This is a genomic window from Chryseobacterium sp. GVT01B, assembly GCF_019970045.1.
Classification (GTDB): domain Bacteria; phylum Bacteroidota; class Bacteroidia; order Flavobacteriales; family Weeksellaceae; genus Chryseobacterium.
The window spans coordinates 227,799-252,397 of record NZ_JAHXYI010000008.1; the positions used below are offsets into that span (position 1 = coordinate 227,799).

Annotated in this window: 16 protein-coding genes; 12 read left to right on the plus strand and 4 right to left on the minus strand. The window is 35.5% G+C overall.

What is annotated here, in order from left to right:
• Positions 1-7: 7 nt before the first annotated feature.
• The 4 genes from LC457_RS20135 to LC457_RS20150 are packed head-to-tail and all read right to left on the minus strand — an operon-like array spanning position 8 to position 6,190.
• Positions 8-439 (minus strand): hypothetical protein, encoded by a 432-nt coding sequence (locus LC457_RS20135; RefSeq protein ID WP_223601442.1) that lies wholly within the window; start codon positions 437-439, stop codon positions 8-10.
• Positions 439-1,578 (minus strand): beta-ketoacyl-ACP synthase III, encoded by a 1,140-nt coding sequence (locus tag LC457_RS20140; protein ID WP_223601443.1) that lies wholly within the window; start codon positions 1,576-1,578, stop codon positions 439-441. The genes LC457_RS20135 and LC457_RS20140 overlap by 1 nt, the downstream gene beginning before the upstream one ends.
• Before the next feature lies 1 nt (position 1,579).
• Positions 1,580-2,494: a dialkylrecorsinol condensing enzyme DarA gene (locus LC457_RS20145; RefSeq protein WP_223601444.1), complete on the minus strand. Its 915-nt coding sequence runs from the start codon at positions 2,492-2,494 to the stop codon at positions 1,580-1,582.
• Between the two features lie 39 nt (positions 2,495-2,533).
• Positions 2,534-6,190 carry an MMPL family transporter gene (locus tag LC457_RS20150; protein WP_223601445.1) on the minus strand — a complete coding sequence of 1,219 codons (3,657 nt, stop codon included), beginning with the start codon at positions 6,188-6,190 and terminating at the stop codon, positions 2,534-2,536.
• Positions 6,191-6,382: 192 nt separating this feature from the next.
• Here LC457_RS20150 and LC457_RS20155 point away from each other — a divergent pair, with 192 nt between their 5' ends.
• The 12 genes from LC457_RS20155 to LC457_RS20210 all read left to right on the plus strand — a co-directional run bounded on the left by LC457_RS20155 (position 6,383) and on the right by LC457_RS20210 (position 24,572).
• Positions 6,383-7,390, plus strand: coding sequence for a hypothetical protein (locus LC457_RS20155; protein WP_223601446.1), 1,008 nt, complete (start codon positions 6,383-6,385; stop codon positions 7,388-7,390).
• A gap of 1 nt (position 7,391) precedes the next feature.
• A complete protein-coding gene (locus tag LC457_RS20160; protein ID WP_223601447.1) occupies positions 7,392-8,531 on the plus strand; it encodes an EpsG family protein in 1,140 nt (379 codons plus the stop codon).
• 204 nt (positions 8,532-8,735) lie between these two features.
• Positions 8,736-12,155, plus strand: a complete 3,420-nt coding sequence (locus LC457_RS20165; protein WP_223601448.1) for a T9SS type A sorting domain-containing protein — start codon at positions 8,736-8,738, stop codon at positions 12,153-12,155.
• 277 nt (positions 12,156-12,432) lie between these two features.
• The gene (gene topA, locus LC457_RS20170) at positions 12,433-15,009 is read left to right on the plus strand and encodes a type I DNA topoisomerase (RefSeq protein ID WP_223601449.1); all 2,577 of its coding nucleotides are present in this window, start codon (positions 12,433-12,435) and stop codon (positions 15,007-15,009) included.
• A gap of 376 nt (positions 15,010-15,385) precedes the next feature.
• Complete coding sequence (locus LC457_RS20175) at positions 15,386-15,760, plus strand: hypothetical protein (RefSeq protein WP_047424833.1); 375 nt, start codon at positions 15,386-15,388, stop codon at positions 15,758-15,760.
• A 246-nt stretch (positions 15,761-16,006) separates the two neighbouring features.
• On the plus strand, positions 16,007-17,077 hold the full coding sequence (locus tag LC457_RS20180; RefSeq protein WP_149389060.1) for a formimidoylglutamase: 1,071 nt from the start codon (positions 16,007-16,009) through the stop codon (positions 17,075-17,077).
• A 3-nt stretch (positions 17,078-17,080) separates the two neighbouring features.
• Entirely contained in the window at positions 17,081-18,082 is a 1,002-nt protein-coding gene (locus tag LC457_RS20185) for a glycosyltransferase (RefSeq protein ID WP_223601450.1), read from the plus strand.
• Between the two features lie 113 nt (positions 18,083-18,195).
• Positions 18,196-19,314: a glycosyltransferase family 4 protein gene (locus LC457_RS20190; protein WP_223601451.1), complete on the plus strand. Its 1,119-nt coding sequence runs from the start codon at positions 18,196-18,198 to the stop codon at positions 19,312-19,314.
• Positions 19,315-19,352: 38 nt separating this feature from the next.
• Positions 19,353-20,222: a polysaccharide biosynthesis/export family protein gene (locus tag LC457_RS20195; protein ID WP_374200570.1), complete on the plus strand. Its 870-nt coding sequence runs from the start codon at positions 19,353-19,355 to the stop codon at positions 20,220-20,222.
• A 2-nt stretch (positions 20,223-20,224) separates the two neighbouring features.
• A complete protein-coding gene (locus LC457_RS20200; protein ID WP_223601453.1) occupies positions 20,225-22,717 on the plus strand; it encodes an exopolysaccharide transport family protein in 2,493 nt (830 codons plus the stop codon).
• A 213-nt stretch (positions 22,718-22,930) separates the two neighbouring features.
• Positions 22,931-23,821, plus strand: a complete 891-nt coding sequence (locus tag LC457_RS20205) for a DUF6089 family protein (protein ID WP_223601454.1) — start codon at positions 22,931-22,933, stop codon at positions 23,819-23,821.
• Between the two features lies 1 nt (position 23,822).
• On the plus strand, positions 23,823-24,572 hold the full coding sequence (locus tag LC457_RS20210) for an isoprenyl transferase (RefSeq protein WP_047424845.1): 750 nt from the start codon (positions 23,823-23,825) through the stop codon (positions 24,570-24,572).
• Positions 24,573-24,599: the final 27 nt, after the last annotated feature.

A 24,599-nucleotide genomic window follows, 5' to 3' on the forward strand; every position in this document is an offset into this window, starting at 1 on the left:
TTACAGTTTATTTTACAGCGGTTTTCATTTGAGATTTTGCAATCACTTCACCGTTCAGTTTCGTAACGATATCTACGAGAGTTACTCCCATTACTTCATTAAGGATTGTTACTTCAGATGTCAGATGATCTCCTGTTTTAGGCAAAATTTCAGCTTCAAAAGATTTAATGGCTCCAATATATCCGGTAGGAGCATCTTTTCCCAGCAGATAATATTTATATCCGGTATGCAGCGCAACACTCTGTGCCTGATGCTCAATCAGTCCTGAAGCCTGAAAAAAACCGTCCTGAATAAAAAGATTATCTTCTTTTATTTCAAAACCGGATAAAAGGTGGTTTTCAGAATATTCTGACAATTCATGCACCATCACAAAAGGAAACCGTTGCGGAATAAGGCTTTCTACAAAATCTTTATCGGAGGTCGGCAGTCTGTTTTCCATTAGCAAACGGTTAATAGAGCACAAGAATAAGCGAATCTTCCACTTTCAGGAACACAAAGAAGTACTTTTTCTCCTTTTTTCAATGTTCCGGAGTTCATCAATTCTTCAAGGGCAATAAATATAGATCCTGCTCCGATGTTTCCAACTTCAGAAAGATTATAGAACCATTTTTCTGCAGGGAAATCCATTCCTTTTTTAGCAAATTCTTCTTTCAGCCCATCTTTGAAATAGCCTGAAGAAATGTGAGCCAATACATGGTCGATTTTCTCCGGATCCAGATTATGTTTGTCGAAAGAAGATCTTAAACTTTCCGCTCCTTTTACAAGGATATATTTATCAAGGATTTTAGTATCCTGTTTGATGGCAAAAATAGATTGCTTCAACCAGTCATCAGAAGGGTAATCTGCCCATGATTTCAGGCTTCCGTCTTCCAGTTTATCACATCCGGCATACATACATGCTTCAATTTCGTGCGCATAAGAATAGAAATCAATGAATTCTACTTTTAAGGAAGTACTGTTTTCCCTCGGTTTATTTTCTAATAAGAAAGCACCTGCTCCGTCAGAAAGCATCCATCTAAGGAATTCTCTTTTGAAAGCAATAATAGGCCTTTCTTCCAGTAATTTTAAATTTTCAGCCTCGTGGTTGAATTTATCAGCAGTCATCCATGCAGACATTCTTTCGGAACCAGCACATACAGCATTTTCCTGTACACCGGCTTTTACAGAAAGGAATCCATAGTTCAGAGCATTCATCCCTGAGTTACAAAGACCTGTTGAAGTATTAATCTCAATAGATTTTCCGATGTTCAGTTCACCATGTACCATAGAAGCATGAGAAGGCTGGATCTGGTCTGGTGAAGTAGTTCCTACGGATAATAGTTTCATGTCTTCCTTTTTGAAATTTTCATCAAAAAGTCCCTCAATCGCTTTTGCAGTAAGCTGCGCATTAGAGTGTGTAGGATTTCCCTCTTTATCTAAAGCGTAGTATCTTGTTGTGATTTTATTATTTCTTAGGATAAGTGATTTTGCTTTAGATGGCGCATCATTGATAAGCCCAAGATAAGTCTCCATTTCATCATTCGCTACCGGCTCATTGGGTAAGTATTTTGATGCTTTTGTTATAAATACGTCGTACATTCTATTTTAAATTAATTCCTTGTAAATATCTTTTTTGTTTTTGTCTTTTAAACCAAAATATAGGGGTTGTAAGCAGGTGTAAAACCAAAACGACAGGTGAGATAATCCATATCGCTGCCATCAAATATACCTTAAAGAATTTTATCAGCAATGGGCGTTTCTCTTTTTTCTTAATAATCAGATTAGACCATACTGTGAAAATTTTGTTTCCTACCTTTTCTACCCGTACTAAAAACGCACGAATTTCAATGGCTCCGTTTTTTACGAGATCCGGCTGTAAATTATTAAGGTCATTATTATTAAAATGTCTTTCAATAATCTCGCCATACTTTACCGAGCCTGTGATTTCTTCATCGGAAACCCCTGCAGCGGGAAGCATTCCGGATTTTTCTTTCTGCCCTGTTGTAAGCCATCGAAGGATAGTTAATACACTTGTATAATTGTCATGTCTGTCTACCAGTGCAATATTCCCGACAAGTTTAGCTTGTAAATCTCTTAAGTATACCTTTAATTTCTCCTGGGAAAGCATCCACATATTTCTGGTTCCGGAGATAGTGACTACAGGTGTATCTTTAAGAATACGTTCTGCATAACCACTCTTTAAAAATGAAATGATAGGAATGGATGGTGTGAGATACCATACCTGATACCCGAAAAGAATAAGGTCGTACTTTTTGTTCAGAATTTCTTCCGATGGAGGCAGAATTTCTTTTGGAATCTGTAAATAAGACTCTGGAAAGGTATTGAAAAAAACATCACCAGGCCAGGGAAAAGGAAAATCATCCTTTAGCTGAATATTATAATAGGTTACATCGTATTTTTCCTTCTGGGCTTCAAAAGGTTTTGCAATGTTCCTCACAATATCTTCGAGTTGTCCGGTTTGTGAATAATATATGACAAGTATATTTTTCTTCATTAGTTTTCTTTAGCGTTTACAAAAGTATGTTTTTCATATTTATTTTTTAGTTTTAAATACTTTTAATGATTCAGAACTAAATTCTAGTATATAATTATCATTTTCAAACGAAGCATTCTTTGTGTTGACAAAAATGATGGTCTCAGGAAGAACCTGAATCTCATTAAAGCTGAAATCATCATGTGAGATCAAAAGAACATCAATCTTTTTACTCACTTCCGAAAGGTCTTTTATATACTGTATCTTTCTTCTTTTTACCAGATAGCTGTGCGTGGCTATTGCTCTTTTTTCATCACTTTTTATCAGAGAAAAAATTCTTCGGCTGGCCTGATATAAAGTTAATAATGCATCTTTTTGTCCGAAGTCATCAGCCATGTGGAGGATGTTGGCTTCATTGGAAATATGCTTATTAAGTTCGAAATATACTGATTTTTTAGTGTTGAAGTCTTCTTTTACTTCATTTACCACTTCACTGTCTTTATAAAGATAGCTCAGAAACAGTTTCTTTTTAAAATAATTCTCATCCTCGATCTCTTCTCTCAGTTTTGCAAATTCTTCCCTGAAATAAGCATTGATCTTCTTTGTTCTTTCGGAATAGGTCTTGCCGAAGCTCATATCGTCTTTGCTTATTCTGTTGCCTACCTTTACGGTAATACTTCCGTCATAGATGATGAAGTCTCCTTTTGGTAATACTTCAGAGTTTCCATGAATGTAAAGCGGAAGAACGTCCAGTTCAAATTGCTCAGCAAGATAGAAGGCTCCTTTATGGAATCTTTTAACATCATTGGTATACGAACGCTCTGCCTCAGGGAAAACAACAAGAGAATATCCTTGTGCAATTTTTTCCTTCAGTTTATCCATTCCGTTCTCAATTCCCTGGGAAACCGGATAGAAGCCCAGTGCTTTTACCAGTTTTCCGAAAACAGGAGAATCATATACCCAGTCATTCACCAGATAGATGATTTTATGAGTAGCCATGGCAATCGCCAGGGTATCTAGGAAAGATGTATGGTTGGCAATAATAACGGCCGGTTTACTGAAATCTTCAGCTGTATTTTTAATAACCCTTTTCTTTACAAAAGGAGTTAAGTAAAGTACCGATGTTAAAAATTTAGCCAGAATCAGTTTGATGATGTCTAATGTTTTTCCTTTCGCATTTTTAATAAATAAACTTCCGAAAGCTGAAAATATCAATCCACCTAATCCGTAATATAAAAACGAAAATACAGCCCTTAAAAATAACCTGAGGGTAATGGGTGATAAACCTTTTTTCGCCCGGTTGATAATGAATAATCGGAACCAGAAAGGATATAGGGTAGAAGTAATAATAATCACGGAAAACATTCCGATCAGGGCTACTAATGCCAAAGAATGCAGTGCAGGATGCTTGGCAAAGATCAGTGATCCAATGGAAAGAATAGTGGTGAAAACCGCAAGAATAATGGATGTTCTGTAAGTTGGCAATTCATTTTTTCCTGTTGTGTGCTCTTTTTGCATAGCCTGTGTCAGGAAGATACTGAAATCATCTCCCACTCCAAAGACCAGGGTACATACTACAGTACTGAAAATATTGAGTTCCAATCCTAAGAAATAAAGGATTCCTGCTGTTACAATTCCCGTTAAAACAATCGGGAACATGGTAAGAATGGTGAGTTCAAGATTTCTAAAAAATACAATAATGGTAAGAACAATTGCTAAAAGAGAATAATTGATCAGCGTATTGAAATCTCTTTTCAGCAAGCCGAGGAAATTCTCATTCATCTGCTGGCGGTCAATGGCAAGAGCATCATGTTTCTTTTCAATATCTTTAATGAAAGCATCTCTTTTGTTTTCATCCACTTTTACTACATTGGAAACGGTGTAAAAACCGTTTTCGCTGCTCATGAATTCTGAGATCTGAAGGGCTTTTACCTTTTCATAGTCTTTAAGGCTTAATGAAGTATAGTTTTTATGCAGAGTTTCATTGAAGGTGTCAAAAGCTGAACCGTTGAATCCAAATTTATTTCCATTACTGATCAGCTCAGAAATAGTCTGATTCTTTTTAGAGTCATTCCAGAAGCTGTTCCATTTCTCAATCTTTTTTTGCTGGTCCTTTTCCGAAAGAACAATACTTCCGATAGAATTGTAACTTAATATCTTACCTTCTTTTTTCTCTTTCTTAAGGAAACTGTTTAATTCGGAATTACGGGTTAGTGCCTGTTCTTCAGAATTTCCATAAGAGATTGTATAAATCGATTTTGAGGTAATATCAGAAAGCTTCTGCAGTTTGGCTTCACTGATTTTGAGATCTTTTGGAATATAATTAAGATCGCCAATGTCTTCATTAAAGCCTACATGCCTGAATCCGAACAGGCAGGCAAGAATGATAATAGAGCATCCTATAATCAAAGGTTTGTTTTTCTCATAAGGATAAGATCCTATTTTGTCGATGAAATTCGTGTTGAGGTGTTCTCCTTTTTCTTTTGGTTTATACAGCTGGGGAACAATAATCAATGCTGAAACTGAAGAAAGAATAACGGTGATAGCAGCAAAAAGCCCAAGATCTTTCAATGCTTCAGAACGTACAAAAACCAGACACAGGAATGAAACAGCTGTCGTTGCACTACTCAGGATAATAGGCTGGGTGATTTCTTTGTAAAGCTCTTCAATATTGTTGTTGTGCTTGTAATGGGTAAGGATATGGAGGGCATAATCTATCGTAATTCCAATCAGGATAGCTCCTACACTTAATGAGATTGCTGAAATTTTATCTTTAATAAAATAAAGAATCAATAAAGCAAGAAGTACAGAGAATACTGTTGGTAAAAAGACAATGATGGGAGTAAAGAAATTCCTGAAATAATAGATAAGAAGGATCAAAAGAACCGTCATAGAAATTACTACCGTATTCTGAATGTCTTTTTTGATCTGTTTGGCATTGGCCACGGCAATCACCGGAGAACCGAAATAACTGATTTCTGTTTTTCCCTTGAACTGTTTATTAATGCCATCTTTTATTGAGTTGAGCTGGTCTACAAAAACTTCATTGGCTTTCGTATCATTACTTTTATTTTTAGGATCAATAAATAGTAACAGGTTTTTTCCGTCTTTGGTTACAATATAGCTGTCTTCAAGTTTGAAATCCTTACTGATGTTTAAGGCATTTAATTTTTTGATCCCTAAAAAAGTAAGTCCCAAAGGGTCTTTTTTAATAAATTCTTTGGTTACAAGGCTTGTTGGAGAAACCAAAGAGATGTAATTATTCTCTACTTGTTTGGCAATGCTGTCTTTCTGAAGTTTGCGGTCTATTTCCCTGTAATCATTTTCATTAAGGAATAATGGTAAGTTTTGGCTTACAAAATCAAATGTTTCCGAGATTTCATTATCATTTACTTTGCCCTGAACAGAACCTATATACTTTTGCAAAGGCTCTATTTTCTGCAAAAAAGTATCTGCCGTTTCGGAAAGCTGGAAGCTGTCTTCGCCGGATTTATTCTCTATAATAACGATGATCTTATCCGAAAAATTAAGCTGCTTAAGAACCTTCGCCGTAAGATCAGATTTTTCATTTTTAGGAATGATTTGATTGATATCTTCCTCAAAATTGATCTTTGATGCAAAAAACAAGCATAAAACAGCAATTCCTAAGGCTGTAAGTACAGATAGGATTTTATTTCTGGAAATCAGATAATATAAAAATATAAAAAAACGATGCATTGCATGTAAATCAAGTCTGCAAATTTAATTTTTTAAGCATTAGTTCAAAATAGTTGGAGAGAAGTTTTGACTGAAAATCAATAAAATATTCTAGGAAGAATGAAAAAATATTCTACTTTTGCAAAAGTTCCCCTTTAGAAAAATGTATTTTAAATCACAATTATTATTAAAAAATAAGAATCTGTTTTAGATATGTTGAAAAGAAATGATGAAAAAATAAACGGATTTCTATTTGTAATAGTACTTCCGCTTCTGCTGTTTGCTATGTCTTATTATGGATTTGAATCTTCCTATACGAGACTGAAAACATCAGAAACAACTCCCGACTTCTTATTTTCCTCGGTATATGCTTACAGGGTGATTCCCAATTACCTGAGTGTGCAGATGACAGATCTGATGTATAACCTGATCAATGGTCCTCTTTCTTTCTTCAAAGATTTTTTGACAAAAAACGGAACGCCTTTTTACCATGGACTTTTCCTGATGAATAGCGTGTTTTTTATTGGATGCTCCCTGATCTTAGATGCTGTATTTAAACTGAAGTCTACTGGTCTTCTGCTCAATCTTAGTGCAAGAAGAATTATCCATCTTTTATCTGTTTTTTTTATCGTAATTACTCAGTATGCACCGACAAATTGTGATACGATTGCACTTTTCTGTTATCTGGCCGGTGTATTTTTAACACTGAAATACTTAGATACCAGAAGAAATATCTTCTTTTTTATTCTCATAGGTCTTATCGCAATCTCTACATTGGTAAGAGAGACCGCCTGTCTGAATATTGCTTTTTTTGCTGCCGTGTTTTTCAATATTGATGAATTGAAAAAAGGAAATTATCAGGTGATCTGGAAAATACTACCTCTGGTTGTTGCTTTTCTTGTTCCTTATCTGGGATTGAGAGCTTTTCTTGTTCAGGATGAAACTACATTCGTAGAAGGTTTTTATATCAACAGAAACTTTTCAAGTCCTTTCAATCTTGCGGGATTGATCTTTGCCATCATTGTGATTTACTTTATATACAGACTTTGTACTGATGGAGAAAACAGGACTGTTTTTGGGAAATATTTTTTCTTTTCAATTCCTTACCTTATCATGATCACTTTAGTAGGGTTATTTTGGGAGGTGAGACTTTTTCTGCCTTTAATTTTGACAGGAATTATCATTGTCTATCATCAGTTTAAAAAAACATCAGAGATTTAACATGAGTTTATTACACCCATATTATATTATTGCAATCCTCTATATGCTGTTCTTCAGTATTCAGGAGGTGTATGGAAAGAAGGTTGATAAAAAATGGTTCTGGTTCCTTGCTGTTTATTTCATTATTATTGTCGGGTTAAGAAATGAAGTAGGTCCTGACTACGGAAGTTACAAAGGGATTTATATTTACTCTGACACCAAAAGCTACTACAGTATCTTTATGAAGATGCTTCATATGGAAGGGTCTGAAAACCTTGATGTAGAGTGGCTGTATACACTGATTAACAAAATACTCCTCAATTTTTTTAATGCACCTTTTTATATGCTGACCTTAGTCATTGCTATTTTTGCGATGATCTTTAAAGTAGAATATACAGAAGACAATACATTTTATCCGTTTACTTTTACCCTTTTTATGTTTATTCCCAACTTTTTTATCGGAGAAAGCGGGCAGATCAGACAAAACCTGGGGACTTTTATCGTTTACTTTGCGATACGGTATATCAAAGAACGGAAATTCTGGCATTACTTATTTTTCATATTCATAGGATCAGGTATACACAGTGTTTGTTATTTATTCCTGCCTATGTATTGGCTGGCTCGTGTTCCACTAAATAAAACGATGATGCTGATTATGATCATAGGTTCCGTGTTTTTGTCTCCGTTTGAAATATACAGGAGTTTTGGAGGTTTTCTGGATGGGATGGCGTCGAACAGCGCTCTTGTAGAAGGTTTTAACGGGTATATGGATGTAACAGCACAACGATTGAATGGTGGGATAGGAATTCCGGAGGTGATGATGGCGATCCTGACCTTCTTCCTTTTTGTTTTCGATACCAAGATGAAGGAGCTTTACCCTTATTATGAATACCATAGAAACTATGCTGTGGTTGGGATTTGCCTGTATTTTATCTTTAGAAATAACCCGATTTTCTCATCGAGGCTTGCAGGAACATTTATCGGATTCTCGTATATTATCATTCCGAATGCGATGTATGTTGTTTCGGCGAGGACCAAGAACATGATTTATACATTTATTATTTCACTCGTTGTCTTCAATTTTGTAGTCTTCTCACTCTTTAATAATATCAAGGCGGGACGATTTTCGATAGACCGTTACAAAAACCACATTCTTCCATAATATTTATAAGATAAAATATAAAGACAGCTTCCTAGCTGTCTTTTTTTTTGTGAAAAGGTTGTTCATGTTTGTACTGTTTATTAGTTTTGTTTTGAATTATTAATATCATAATTCAAATATGTTATTAATATTTATAAAATAAATCTATTTTTATTGAAATAGGCTTAAAAATTGTATTTGGATAATGACACTAAATTATAAGGTATGAAAAGGTTAGCTGGAAAATTAGCGGCAGTCTTCTGTCTGATATCATTCAGTATCTGTTTGAAAGGTAATATCAGAGGAGGTCTTTCTTCAGTTGAGTATATAAAAGCAATTTCGGTTGCTAAAAATGTGGATTCACTGGTCAGGCCGGCACATGAATTGAAAAAAATATTTCTTCCGGATTGGAAAAAAGCACCTAACAGCTACATCTTTGATCCCGGTCAGAATAGTGAAGGCTTGCTGGTTCCTGTAAAGAAAGCATATGCAATGTGGGAAGGAGGCGGATATCTCAACGGAAATGGGATTCCGGCAGGAACAGTGACTGCAGATGTACTCTGGGAAGATGTTCATGGTCTCATAAAATCCGGAGTAAATTATGCTCTCGAAATAATAGGGACAGGACAGGATGCTAAGATCAAAGTTCCCATTAATAAAACAAAAGAAGGAAATGCTGTGGTTGCCTTTAAAGTAAATGGAGAAATCTATTGGAGCTGGCATATCTGGGTTACTGATGATCCTACAAATGGAGTAACCTACCGAAGTTTCAATGCTGTTAAAAGAATGAAATCAGACGGTACAACGGAAGTAATTCCGGATGCTGATTGGAAATGGATGGATAGGAATCTGGGTGCACTTACAAGCTCTATAACCGTATCAGACTGGAACAAAAGTATAGGACTTCTTTATCAATGGGGACGAAAAGATCCAATTCCACCATTGGTTACCAGAGGAAACGATTTCTATGAAGCTTCAGGATCTATAGGAAGAGTCAGACATAGAGGAGCGAAAAATATGAGTAATGCTGTAAGTATTGATGATCTTAGAAAATTTGTTTTGCTTTCCGGGGCAGAGGTTACCAATAACTTAAGACTTTCTGTAAAAAATCCGTTGAGCCTTATCTATGTCAATAAAGAAGATAATTCCGGTCAGGCTTATTACAATAATAATTTAAATCTTCCTGTCAATTGGTTTGGGAAGTCTACAACTTTGCCTACCAACCGGCTTTCTGAGCTTAACTTTTGGTCTGATAATGCACAGGGAAAAATAGAAGCTGTTTACAATACCGATGAAAAAGCAAAACCTTACCGGGATAAATCTTCTTATGACCCATGTCCCAACGGATGGCGTATACCCTCTATGCTGGTTGCGAATCTTGCCTCCGGATCCTATATTGATGATATCAGAATAGACTTTTCACCTTTCGGAGTAAAAACCAATATGGCGAAAAATGTTTTTGAGACCAATAAATATCATATTATAAAACCAACTAATGCAGGAATTCCTGCATTCATGACAGGGTTTAAGGTGTATCCTAATCTTGGTTTTGATCTTTCTGCAGTTGGAGGATATAATATGGGAATCTTTCCAGGAAATGGACAGCTTATCAGAGGGGCTCATTCGGGGCAGTATACAGATCAGCATCATATTGCCTTATGGACGGCTACCATGGCAAGGCAGTTCGATGCTTCTCCCGCTGTTACCGTTAGAGGGCTTTCTATGATTCCGGATAAAACGCAGCCTGATATTCCGGATGCCAATTATCCTAATATCAAAGGACGTTATTATTACTTTCCTATGTCGGTAATGTATACCTCAGATGCGAACGGGTGCAGATGTATAAAAGATCCTTTATACCTTGTTAATGATTATGATTTTCCTACAGAATATCTACCCGCAGCAACAGAATTTAAAGAAGGAATCAATAATCCCAACACCTACCAGATTGTTAAAAGCGGAACCACTGCCGTTATTGAAATTCCTGTGAGTAAGGCATTTTCAGTACAAAGTCAATTGTTGAATAATTCAGAGATATTAAACCCTTCCAATTTTAATAATTTAAAAGGAAATGTTCTCTGGACCACAAACAGCGGTCTTATCAGTAGCATTTCGGTAGTCAATCCGTCACCTTCTTCGCTGCAGAGTCTTACTAATTCAAAAATAGCGGTAGAAATAGCTCCTGATCAGAGTGGAAATGCTGTGGTAACCCTACATAACGGAAGTATATCAGCTCCGGTATATTGGAGTTGGCATATCTGGGTTACAGATTCCCCAATACAATCTTACACTTATACAACAGAGTCTCCGGAAGTCGTTACAAATTATGTAAATTATGTGAACAAAGCAGATGTTATATTGCAGACCACTTTCATGGATCGTAATCTTGGGGCAACAGATGCTTTTCCTAATGTTGCAAATCCCCTTGCACCCACCGCCGAAGAGCTGATGAAGATCCGTGCTTCTACAGGATTGCATTATCAATGGGGACGAAAAGACCCTATTCCTGCTTTTCAAAATGCGGATAACAGAAGTTTCTACAATATTTCTTTAGGAACTGCCGCTGCCAACGGAACGATTTCCTATGCTGCACTTACTCCGGCTGATTATAACAATCTTTCAGGTAGCTATATAGTTCCTTACAATACTTACGCTTCTGCATCAAATGTGCAGGCTACAGACAAGCCGGAAGATAAGATTTCCAAGATACTGTCTTATTCCGTTAAAAACCCTTTGGTATATATGATCCCAAGTACGTTTGCTCCTTATAACAGCGCGACACCCAATTATACTAACGGAACAGATTGGCTGGCAACAGAACCCAACCTGGCACCTGACAGATGGGGAAGAGGAGGGGAGAAATCTCCTTTTGACCCTTGTCCGGAAGGCTGGCGAATTCCCGACCTGATGAATGTTGCTTTGGTTTCAGGAAGTGATTTCGGGCAGACTCCCTGGTATAAAAAAGATAAAAATATAGCCACATCATATAGTATAGCCACTGATTACTTAGGAACCAGAGTGAGAAATTCAACCAATGCTACGGTAGGATATCTCTTTAATAATTCTGCATATCCTTTAGGAAACTACCCTGATTCCGGATCAAGAGGCTTCAGAAGTGTAATAGCCAATCAGACGGCTCAGGGAACTTTTAATGTTCTTAATTTTCAGTATCCGGCTGTGTGGACATCAGCTTTAAATTCAAATTATTTGGGAAGACCGGTTAATGTACTTTTTGATGCTGCTTCTACTACCAACAGGATAATGGTCTTTCATGATAATAATGATCCGTATTTTGGTGCGGGATGCCGATGTGTAAAAATAGAATATGATGCAAATGGCAATGAAGAAGGGCCTGCTTCCAGAATCACAGTAATTCCTAGTGGCTCAACATTAAGTACTGCTAATGTAGAATTTAGAATCACGGAAAATAAAATTTCTTTATATCCAAGCCCGGTTTCTAATGTTCTATACATCAAGGCTGCTGAAAATAAAGAATATCATTATCAGATTTTTAATGCTTTGGGGCAGCTTGTGAAATCCGGTCAGTTTATAAATAATCAGACGGATGTGTCATCCTTGAATGCAGGCGTATATTTGATAAGGATAAATAATTCAGAAACAGTTGTCAAAATTATAAAACGATAAATTCTGAAAATAGGATTTTAAAAAGCAGAATGAGGTCTCTTGTTCTGCTTTTTTATATCTAAGCATATCTCTTACATCTATGATGGCTGATGAAAAATTCTATATCATAAAATGTTGATAACTATATAACGCTCTAAAACCTATACTACAAAGGACTTGATTCTTTAAAAAATGGTTGCTGAAAAGGGGTATAAACCAGCTGGATTGTTAAATTAAACCCGTTTTACAAAAAGTATATAATAAAAAAGCTTTACTTTTGCAAAAATTTTTAGTTAGAATGTCGAAAAATTTAGTAATCGTAGAGTCCCCGGCAAAAGCAAAAACTATTCAGAAATATTTAGGAAAGGATTTTGAAGTGAAATCCAGTTTCGGGCATATCCGGGACCTTCCTAAAAAAGGAATGGGGATAGACCTTACTACATTCAGTCCTGATTACGAAGTTTCCGCAGACAAGAAGAAATTGGTAACCGAATTAAAGGCTGCAGTAAAGAAAGCCGATATGGTATGGCTCGCTTCCGATGAGGACCGCGAAGGAGAGGCTATTGCATGGCACCTGGCGGATGAATTGAAGTTGAAGCCTGAAAACAGAAAAAGAATTGTTTTCCATGAGATTACCAAAAACGCCATTCTAAAAGCAATCGACAATCCTAGAGATATTGATCAGAACTTAGTAAATGCCCAGCAGGCAAGAAGAGTGCTGGACAGAATTGTAGGTTTTGAAATGTCACCCGTTTTATGGAAGAAAGTAAAACCGGGATTATCTGCCGGAAGAGTACAATCTGTAGCAGTACGATTAATTGTTGAAAGAGAAAAGGAGATTCGTGAGTTTAAACCAAAAGCAAGTTTTAAACTTGATGGAATCTTTTTAAATAAAACAGAGCAGGAAATAGCTGCCAAACTTAAAAAAGACTTCGAAAAAGAAGAAGAAGCAGAAAAATTCCTTGAGCAGGCAAAAACTACAGAATTTAAAGTTCTGAATGTTGAAACCAAACCGGGTACACGTTCCGCTTCAGCTCCGTTTACAACTTCTACATTACAGCAAGAGGCTTCTTCAAGACTTGGATATAATGTAACCAATACCATGCGTCTGGCACAAAGGCTGTATGAAGAAGGATACATTACCTATATGAGAACAGACTCCGTAAACCTTTCTCAGGAAGCTATCGAAGGAGCTAAAAAGCAAATTACATCAGAATACGGAGCAGAATATTCTTCTCCAAGAAATTATACTACAAAATCTGCTTCTGCACAAGAAGCTCACGAAGCAATCCGTCCAACGGATTTTGGAGTGAAAAGCATAGGAGATGCACAACTGAATAAATTATACCAACTAATATACAGAAGAACGCTTGCTTCTCAGATGGCTAATGCCAAAATTGAAAAGACGGTGATTGAAATCGGAAATGCATCATTACCCCATCATTTTGAAGCACAGGGAGAAGTAATCATATTTGATGGTTTCCTGAAAGCTTACGGTATTGTGAAGACAGAAGATGAAGATGAGGAAAACAATGATAAATTACTTCCAAAAGTAACTGTAGGAGAAGTATTGAACTATAAAACCATTACTGCTACTGAAAAATTCACAAGACCAAGTGCAAGATATACAGAAGCCGGATTGGTGAGAAAGCTTGAAGAATTAGGGATTGGTAGACCATCTACTTATGCTCCAACGATTCAGACGATTCAGAACAGAGAATATGTGGATAAGAGAGAAATTGAACCACATACCCGTGAAGTGATCAAAATGTCTTTAGCAAAAGATAAGATCAAAAAAGTACTTCTTGAAGAAAAATTCGGAGGCGATAAAAATAAGTTCATTCCTACAGATATAGGTGAAGTGGTAAATGATTTCCTGACGGATAACTTCAGAGAAATCCTTGACTACGGTTTCACAGCAAGAGTAGAAGAAAGTTTTGACGAAATTGCAAGTGGCGATCAGAAATGGAAGGAGATGATGACGAATTTCTACTCAAAATTCCACCCAAGAATTGAAGATGTAGAAGAAAATGCTGACCGTGCAACTGGAGACAGACTATTAGGGGTAGATCCAAAAACAGGTAAAAATGTTCATGCAAGAATCGGAAGATTTGGAGCGATGATCCAGATTGGAGAAACTGACGATGAGGAAAAACCAATTTTTGCTTCCTTAATGACGGGTCAGAATATTGCAACCATTACTTTTGAAGAGGCATTGGAACTATTCAAACTGCCTTTCGATTTAAATGAAGTGGATGGACAGTCCGTTTCTGTAGGTGTTGGTAGATTTGGACCTTATGTGAAATGGGGAGAAACTTATATCAGCATTCCGAAAGGAGAAGACCCTCTTTCTGTAGATCAGAAACGTGCGGAGGAAATTATCAACGAAAAGAAAATTGCTGATGCTCCTATCGCAACTTATAAAGGAGAGCCGGTTACGAAAGGAACAGGAAGATTCGGACCATTTATCAAATACAAAGCTATTTTCGTAAATGTTCCAAAGAAATATGACTTTGAAAATCTTTCTCAGAGCGATATCAATGAATTAATTGATGCGAAGCTTGAAAAAGAAGCCAACCGATACATTCAGCAGTGGGAAAAAGAAAAAATTTCCATTGAAAACGGAAGATGGGGGCCTTTCATCAAATTTGGAAAAGCAATGTTCAAAATTCCGAAGAAAGCAGACGATACAAAATACGAAGCTGATGAATTGAAAGAACTTTCTTTAGATGAGGTTAAAAAATGGATTACAGATCAGGATCCCAAAGCTTTTGCAGAAAAGAAAAAACCTGCCGCTAAAAAAGCAGCCACAACTAAAAAAGCTACTACAACAGCGAAAAAGCCTGCGGCTAAGAAACCGGCAGCTAAAAAATAAATAATTTTTAATAAAAATAGGGAAGCACAGATTTAGGTCTGTGCTTTTTTTGTTTTGTAAAGTAAGTTACAACATCATGACACAGGTTTTATGGACTTTGATTTTCATTGAAATCATTAAAAAAAATAAAACTGCATAGGATAATATGTTAAATAAATTTCCCAATATCGGGAAATAACTTTGCGAATGACCATGATTACTTAGCTCTAAGTATAAATACGCAAATGGAAAATTCAGTACTAAGACTATGATATTCAGTGTTTTGATTCTTTAGTTTTACATCGTAATATTACAAACGGTGGAGCTCAGAAACCACTTTAAAAAACGAGGCGGATTCTGAAAAGCCAAACGAGTAAGAAAACAAAACTATAAAATCATGCCAGAATTTAAATTTAGCGAAGAAGCTATTTCGCACGCATTAGAAGCAGCAAAAAGATCACACGAAGACAGTCAGGCAAGTCGCCGCTCATCTGGAGCAGACTCAGACTTAAGCCTTGCCAACGCAAGCGCAGGGTATCTTCTTGTAACAGCAGAGTGTATATCAATTACTGTTGAGAACAACAAAGTTTGTATCAACCTACCATTAGGTTTCGGGAAATATTGTTTTAGTATACCATTAAGTATTCCTAATGGGACAGCTGGCCAGGCTTGCTTATCTATATGTACTACCTGGGGAATTCCAACAGGAATCAGAGTTACTATTATTATAGGTGGAATAACAATTATCAGTCAGTCATTCGGGAAATGCTAATCAGTTAACAACCGAATTAGAATAAAAGTCCGTCTCATGCAATGTATGAGGCGGATTTGTTTTTGCAAAACCTTGTCAAAGTTTAAAACTTTGACAAGGTTGATAAAAAATAAGGTCGTAAAAATACAAAGCTGTTAAAAAAATATTGATGCCTTTTTTGTGAACAAAAAGAATACACCCTATTCAGTTCCTATGTTTTTTGTATGTTTGTTATATCAAGCAATTAATAAATTATTATATTCAAATATGGATTTCGAAGACTTTATCATTTCACCAAGAAATTTTAAAACAGAAAGCTGGCAGATAGGAAATCGGATTACAAAAGATATTAAAGAAGACAGTATTGTTCTTTTATTTGTATCTGATTACAGAGGGGTAGGCGGAGATGCAGAAGTACAGGATTTTACAGCGGTGAGGAACGAGTTTTATAAACTTTCGCAGATGGATTTTGAAATTCCTATTGTAGATCTTGGAGATCTGGTGTCCGGGAAATCTGTTCAGGATACCCACTATATTTTGCAGGAAGTCTTGTCGGCATGTCATTACAAAAGAGCGATTCCTGTTATTGTAGGTGGATCCAATGATTTTGCCTTCTCATTATTTTCTGCTTTGAATTTTCATCAGAAAAATATCAATTACACCCAGATCAGTAATATTATTTCTCTTCAACAGGGTGAAACGATCAATGAACATACTTTCTTGGGTAAAATTTTCGGAGCCAAGAATTTCTCTATTAAAAATTATCATCATTTAGGGTACCAGAAGCATTTGAATGAAATGGATTCCGTAAGATTGATCAAAGAAGTGGAGTTTGACATCATCCGTCTTGCTGAAATGATGAATTCTACAGAAAAAACAGAACCTTTCTTCAGAAAAGCTGATCTGGTAACCGTAAATTGTGATGCTGTGGAAAGTTTCAGCGAACCTTTTTCCATGAATCCACAGGTAAATGGATTAAACAGAAGAGAGATTTGTGCCTACATGAAAGAAATCGGATTGAGTGAAAACCTGAAATCTGTAGGGATTTTTAATTATAATATTTATTCAGAAAACCAGTTGAATCACCAGCTTTTAGCGCAAATGTTATGGTATCTGATCGAAGGAATCAATATACAGCATTCCCATCCAAAAGAAAGACATTATGAGCTGTTTTATGTTTTGATAGATGACAGACAATATGCTTTCAAGCGTGATACTTTCAGTAATTTGTGGTATTTTGGTGATGATGAAAATATAGAGAACTGCATTCCATGTTCCAGAAAGGATTTTGATGAAGCTAAAAAAGGCTGGCTGAACGCAAGGCTGACGAAAATTTAATGTATGACAAATGTTCCCCCAAAAGTATCCATTATTGTTCCTGTTTATAATGTCGAAAACTATCTGACAAAATGCCTTGACTCTTTGGTAAACCAGAGTCTTACCGGTATTGAGATTCTTATAGTAAACGATGGGAGTAAAGATAATTCAGGAAAAATAATTGAAGAATATGCACAAAGATATCCGGAAAAAATAAAAGCTTTTACCAAAGAAAACGGAGGTTTAAGCGATGCCCGAAATTTTGGACTTGACAGAGCTGCCGGAGATTATATAGGTTTTGTAGACAGTGATGACTATGTTTCCGAAAAAATGTTTGAAGAAATGTTTCTGTTAGGAGAGAAGCATCAGGCAAAAATGGTGATCTGCAATATTCAGAAAGTTGACGAAGCCGGGAAAATTACCCAAAAACTCACTCAGGTTCCTGATATGTCCGAGAAAATAGTTCTTGAAAATAATTTTTCAGTGTTCTCGGATATCAGCTATTTTGCATGCAATAAACTGTTCAAAAAAGAACTTTTTAATCAAAGAAGATTTAAAAAAGGAGTTCATTTTGAAGATATTCAGTTGATTCCACAACTTTTACTGGAGTGTGATACCATTGCTCAGACCCAAAATTTCTATTATCAATATCTTGAACGTACCGATTCTATTACGAAAACTCATACGGAAAAAGGACTTGATATGCTGAAAGCAGTTGCAGATGTGGAAAATGTATTCAATGAATCTAAGTATTCTCACAAAAAAGAAGAATTAAAAAATTTCCAGATTTTTGAAGGAGTTTATTCATTCCTGGCTTACCTGGCCTTTGTGAAAAAAGAGGAAATGTTTTATAATATGTCTGATCAGTTGGCCCTTTTTATGAAGGAAAGACAAATAAAAATTCAAGATATATTGAACTATAGTCGTTTTGGTAAGAATTATCTTTTATCTTTGCCTTTGAAGAAAAAAATTTTTTATCTGTTGTTTTTTGGAGGACAGAAAAGATTGATAAGAAAGTTGATTTAATAAACACAAATGTACGTACTATTGTTTCGAGCAATAGAAAATGATGATGAAGTTCTTTAGAAGTCCTGCATTATGAGTTTTTATTGAGAAATACAAGTGCTGAATAAGAAAGAATGAAAAATTTTGAATTGTTCTTAAGCGGATCGGGAATACCTATTTTCTATATAAAAATAGGACTTGGTTTCGTATTCGCCTTTTTAATTACCTTTTTCTCTATTCCTACCATCGTCAAGATCTCGAGAAGGAAGAATCTGATGGATGAGCCTGGGATAAGAAGTTCGCATCTTAGAGAAATTCCTAACCTTGGTGGGATTGCCATTTTCTATTCAATAGGAATCTGTGCTTCTATTTTTGCCTATGAGCTGTTTGACCTTTACAAATTTTTATTTGCCTCATTGATTATCCTGCTGTATGTAGGGGTAATGGATGATATTGTTGTGATGAGGGCTTATAAGAAACTTGTTGCACAAATTGTCGTGTCTTCGCTGGTGGTTATTGGTTCAGATATTAGAATAAGAAGTTTATTTGGAATATTTGGTGTGTATGAGCTGGAGTATTTCATAAGTGTCCTGTTCAGTATCATCACCTTTATCATTCTGATCAATGCTTTCAACCTGATCGATGGGATAGACGGATTGGCAGGTGGTTATTCTGTAATCTGCAGTGCCTTATTTGGAATAAGCTATTACCGATTAGGAGAATATAACTATCCGCTGGTCGTATTATCTGTTATTATTATTGGGACTGTATTGGCTTTCCTGTACTATAATTTGTCCAACTATCGTACCCGTAAAATATTTATGGGAGATACAGGATCCATGCTGCTAGGCTTTTTGCTGGCCTTTACTTCCATTTGCTTCATAGATATTTTTATTGATAAAAACCTTGCAGATGTACCAAGATATCACCTTCAGTCTGCTCCTGTAGTAGCTGTAGCGATCCTGATTCTTCCGATCGTAGATACCTTAAATGTAATATTCATAAGGCTTTATAATAAGAAATCACCATTCGATGCAGATAAAAATCACATTCACCACAAGCTGTTGAAGCTAAATCTTACCCACAGGAGATCTACTTTTTATATCATTCTTTACTATTTAATGATTGTGGGAGTTGCTTATTATTTAAGACATATTGATGTCAATCTGTTATTATTGGTGATTATTTCATTAGGCTTTTTCGGAGCTTATCTGCCAGATTTGCTATATCGATTAAGAAATAACAAAAATTAACAATTAAATATTACTTTTGTAAACAATATTCAAATATGATGAAGAATTTTAAGTATTTATTTTTAATATTCCCTTTTTTAGTTACCTCATGTATCACAACAAAAGATGTGAGGTACTTGCAACCAAGCGAAAGCCTTGTCATTAACGAAGAAGGTCTTATCCCGTACAATATTCCCGTGTACAGGATTACCAAAAATGACATCCTTAATCTTAATATCGTAACAACTCCCAAAGGTGATGCCGCACAGTTTTATTCCTCTTACAATGTTTCAGGCGGAGTTTCAGGCGGAGGTGCAACAAGTTCCGCAATGTCAGGCGGAGGAGCTGTAGGAGCCACAATTGGTGGAAACAGAGGCGGAAATATGAACTTTTATTTTAACGGACTCAAGGTTGACTCTAATGGTGATATCAATGTATTCGGAATCGGATATATAAAAGCGGAAGGAAGAACTCTTGATGATATTACAAAAGAAATACAGGATAAAGTAAATGAAAATTTCCAGGAAGGTAAATCTGAAGTAAGACTGAATACAGATGGTATTACCTATTACATTCTTGGTGACGTGGAAACTACAGGACTTTCAGGCGAAAAAGTAGCCCACAAAAATACCCTTACCATTACTGAGGCATTGGCCATTAATGGTGGATTGAACAGAACTATTGATAAAAAAGAAGTTGTTATCCACAGAAAACTTCCGGAAGGAATCAAAATTGCCAAAATAGATCTTACCCGTGAAGACCTTATGAACTCTCCTTATTATTATGTGCAGAACGGAGATGAAATCTATCTGAATACAAGAGCGAAAAGCTTGAATGGATTCGGAAAAGATCCTATCCAGACTTTGACTACAGGAGTTTCTGTAATTACTACTGCATTATCTATCTATTTACTCCTTAAAAATCTTTAGCCATGATTCCAGAAAGAGTAAACACTGCAGAGAAGAATAATTCTCAGAAAGATAAATCCGGGACATTTGCATTATTTGATTTAGAACACTTTTTAAGAAGGATTCTTAAAAACTGGTACTGGTTTGTATTGATGTTTATCATTGGATATGCCATGGCATGGGTGTACAGTAAATATTATGCACAAAATATTTTTGCATCAGACTTATCATTAAGTACCTCAAGTAAAGCTTCCGAATTTCTGCCAACTCAATCTAACCAGTCTATTAACTTTATCTGGGGAGATACAGGAAATCAGGACGGGCTTTATTTGAAAAAAATGCTTTTATCCAGATCTCACAACGAATTTTTGGTGAAAGAATTAGATCTTTTTGTGAACTATTCTACCAAAGGTCTTATAAAATCTACTTATCTGGACAAAGATGACTCACCCGTTTTTCTTCAGATCGATAAAAAGCACCTTCAGCAGATTAATTATCCTATTACGCTGATACCAAAAGGAAATGGTTCTTATGAAGTCGTTTTACCTGAAGAAGGAGAGTCTACGAACTTATATAACTATGAAGTAGAAGGATTCCAGGATATTAACTCTTATGGAAGACCGGCGGATAAAACCATTAAAATTAATGAATGGTATACTTCTCCTAACCTGAGATTCAGACTGCTTCAAAACCCTGTTCCTACCAAAATTAAGCTGGATAATATTATCATTAACCTGAACTCTGTCAACCAGAGTGTAAATGAAATTGTTTCTACCACAGGAGTAGACTTTGATAAAGAAATCAGGTCTATTATGATTATTACTAAAACAGGATATAACCTTAATAGTACAGTTAATTTCCTGAATAAATCCGTTGCAGAGCTACAGAAAAAGAGACTTGCTGATAAAAACATTGTTAATAAGAATACAGATATTTTCTTAAAAGACAACCTTGCGAACATCCGTAAAAAACTTGATTCAAGCGCAAATGTGCTCAATTATTTAAAGACTTCTGAAAAACTTTATAATATTAAAGACAGAGACGAAAAATCTCTTGAAAAAATAAAAGAACTGGAAGCTAAAAAAGCTGATATTATCAGTAAAATAAGTTCTTTGAACAATATCAAGAACACACTTCAGTCTCAGAATTTCGATAAAATGATCGGAACTAATGCGGCAGGTTTTGAAGATGGTGTTTTCTCAGCAACGGTTTCCGAACTTAAAGCTTTATACACCAAAAAAGCAGAAATGGCTACTATTTATAAGCCGTCATCAGAACCAATGAGAGAAATCAACAGGCTTATTGATGAAGCAAGAATGGGGTCGTCCAATAGCTTGAGAAACTATTATAACAGATATTATGAAGAAATCAATAAAATAGATCGTGAAATGGCTGGAGCCAATTCTGATTTAGCGACTTATCCTGAAAAAGAAAGGAGATATCTGGATGCAGAGAGGGGTTATAATATGATTGAAGCTACTTATAACAGTCTTTTGGGCAGACAAAGTGATACTCAAATGAGAATGGCTACCAATCAGTCTGATATAACGGTTATTGACCCGGCTAAAAATTTAGGTCAAAGACCAATTGGACCTAATGTGAAATTGGCAAAAACAGCTATTATTTCAGGAATGTTATTGCTTCCACTGTTATTTATCCTTGTCGGTCAGGTGTTTGACAACAAGATCAGAAATATCAAAGAACTTTTAAGTGCTACAAAAATTCCACTTCTTGGGGTTATCGGAAATAACAACAATGAAAATATGCTTACCGTTCTGGAACAGCCAAAATCATCTGTATCAGAAGCTTTCAGGGGAATAAGAGCTAATATGAGATTTTTGATGGATAATGAGGACCAAAAAGGTAAGGTCATACTAATCACATCATCCATCGGAGGAGAAGGGAAGACTTATATTTCCATTAATCTGGCATCAGTAATAGGATTAAGTGATAAAAAAACCATCTTATTGGGAATGGATCTTAGGAAACCAAAAATCTTCGGTGACTTCAAGATTGATAATAAATATGGTATTTCCAATTATCTGACCGGAGAGGTAGGAATTGATCAGATTGTCAACAAAACAAAAATTCCAAATCTTGATGTTGCCACTTCAGGGCCAATCCCACCAAACCCTTCTGAGCTTTTAATGAGCCAGAGAAATATCAAATTTATAGAAGAGCTTAAAGAAAAATATGATTTCATTATTATAGATTCACCACCGGTAGGATTAGTAGCGGATTCGTACGAGCTGATGAAACATTCTGATGCCAATATTTATGTTGTGCGTCATGAATACACAGAAAAGTACATGCTGAAAATGATTACGGAAAAGTATCAGAATGATGAAATTGATAATTTGGGACTTGTTTATAATGATTATAATACGAAACAGGGTTACGGTTATGGCTACGGATATGGCTATGGTTACGGATATTTTGATGAAGATAAAAATTATAAAGAGCCATTATTGATTAGGATCAGAAATAAAGTACAGGTATTATTTAATAAAAAATAAAGCATTAAACCCTCATTTAATGGGGGTTTTTTCATATTTAATGTATTTTCATTCTATGAAAAAAAGAATATTTTTGCCACTTTGCCGTTTACTTTATAACAAATTATGTTTTTTTGTTTATTTTTAACTAAACATTAAGATTATCATTAATATAAAAATGTTTTATATTTGCAAAAATTAAATTTTAAAATAACCATAAATCCATATTCTTTTATGAATAAAAAATTATTGTTTAGCTTCCTTGCCTTCCTTGGAGTGGTAAGTGTTAAAGCACAAAGAAACGAATTGGGAGTTCGTCTAGGTATGAGTAACCTAGTGGGAGATGTAGGAAGGACAAATTATATTTTACAGAAGCCGTTGGATTTAAACAGAGTGTCAGATTGGGGCATCCCATTTTATGGAGGTTTGTTATATAGATTTAATTTTAACCCGCATCAGACCGTTAGATTGGATTTAGGATACAACCAGGTTCAGTTTAGTGATAAAGCTGCGAAAGAAGATTATAGAAGAAATAGAAACTCATACGGAAAAAACAATGTGTATGAGGCGAGTTTAATGTTTGAATATAACTTTTTCCCGGTAAATAATGAGCAGATCAGCATGCTAAGCCCTTATATCTTCGGAGGTGTTGGTGCTTTGATGTTTGATGCTCCTAAAGCTACTCTTATGAATGATTTCAGAAGAGATGCGGATGGTGTGGCGCAGGCTCCAATCAATGAATTGGATTTCACTACGAAAACAGACTATTCATTAGGGAAAAAAGTAACAATGCATATTCCTTTTGGAGTAGGTTTGAAGTATAAATTCAACCATTCCTGGGCAATTTTTGCAGAAGCTACGTTCAGATATACATTGACAGATCAGTTGGATCATAGTAAGATCCTTGACAAAGATGTAAAAACTTCTTTTAATACAGATATTTTGGACCCGGCAACAGGAGGTTCATTATTGCAGTCAGGAAATTATTATGCAGTTTCTAAGGAAAGAGAAGCAGAGTTTATTAAAAAGAGAAATATTGGAGATAGTAGATCGAAGGACTGGATGAATACTTTCAGTTTAGGACTTACGTATTCGTTCGGAAGACCTCCATGTTATTGTGAATAATATGTCGTTGATTAAAGATAAAATAAATTCTGAGAATTTACCAAAACACGTAGCCATCATTATGGATGGTAATGGAAGATGGGCAAAATCTCGTGGCGAAGAAAGAACTTTCGGTCACAAAAATGCCATTAATGCAGTAAGAAATGCTATTAATGCCTGTAATGAGATTAATATCCCTTACCTAACACTTTATACATTCTCTTCAGAAAATTGGAGTCGTCCTACTGAAGAAGTGAATACTCTTATGAACCTGTTGGTAGAGACCTTACTGCTTGAGGCAGAAGAAATCTTCAGCAAAGGATTGAGAATGCACGTGATAGGGAACCTGGAAAAACTGCCTGTTTTAGTAAAAGAGCAGTTGGAGCGTGTGGTAGAACTCACAAAAGAAAACACAAAAGGAAACCTTGTATTGGCTATAAGCTATGGCTCTCAAAATGAAATATTGGAGGCCGTTAAAAATATAAGTTCTGATGTAAAAGAAGGAAAAGTAGAGATAGAAAATATTAACGAAAATTTATTTGAAAGCTATCTTTATACAAAAGATTTTCCTCCTGTAGATTTACTGATCAGAACCAGCGGTGAAATAAGAATAAGTAATTTCCTGCTTTGGCAGATCGCTTATGCAGAACTGCAGTTTTTAAATGTTCTGTGGCCGGATTTTACCAAAGATATTTTCTTTCAATGTATTGTTGATTATCAAAACAAAGAAAGAAGATACGGTTTAACCGGTGAGCAAGTAAAAGGCCAATAAAATTTTAAGAAAAGAAAGACTCGATAA